Source organism: Caballeronia sp. M23-90 (assembly GCF_053574605.1).
Window position 1 is genome coordinate 1 of sequence record NZ_JBSIPA010000927.1, and the last position, 805, is coordinate 805.

At 61.1% G+C, this 805-nt stretch carries 1 protein-coding gene; it reads left to right on the plus strand.

Annotation, left to right across the window (positions count from 1 at the left end; all coding sequences use genetic code 11):
- The coding region (locus ACRXB1_RS37050) for a S41 family peptidase (RefSeq protein WP_449494907.1) at window positions 1-805 on the plus strand (805 nt) is incomplete at both ends.

The window sequence follows — 805 nt, forward strand, 5'->3', positions numbered from 1 at the left end:
TGGCCTGCTGCAAAGCGCCGTCGGCGTGGCCGGCGCGTTCCTGCCGGACAATGCGGTGGTGGTGTCCACCAACGGCCAGATTGCGGACGCGAAGCAGACTTTCCGCGATACGTACGACAACTATCGCTTGCCGTCATTCGACTCGGATCCGCTGAAGAACCTGCCGGAAATCTTCAAGAAGGTGCCCATGGTCGTGCTGACCAATGCGTATTCGGCGTCGGCCTCGGAGATCGTGGCGGGTGCGCTGCAGGATCATCATCGTGCGTTGATCGTCGGCAAGACCACGTTCGGCAAGGGTTCGGTGCAGACCGTCCGGCCGATGACCGCGGACACCGCGCTGCGCCTGACTACCGCGTATTACTACACGCCGAGCGGCAAGTCGATTCAGAACAAGGGCATCCGTCCTGACGTTCCGGTCGATCAATACGCAGAAGGCGATCCGGATGACGCACTCGTGACGCGGGAAGTGGATTATTCGAACCACTTGGCGAACACGCAGGACCCGAACGAGAAGAAGGAACAGGAAGCCCGCGAAGCAGACCGGCTCGAGCAACTGCGGATTCTTGAAGAGCAGAACGACAAGAAGACGCCTGAGCAGCGCCGGAAGGATCGTGAGAGAAAGCCTGTCGAGTTCGGCAGTGCGGACGACTTCATGCTTGCCCAAGGCCTGAACAAGCTCGAAGGTAAGCCGGTTCAGGAGTCGAAGTCGTACTCCGAGCGCAAGCTTGCGCAGGACAAGCCGACGCCATCGGCATCCGCTCCGATCGCGGTGCAGCCGGCCTTGCCGGCAACGCCTGGATCGGAA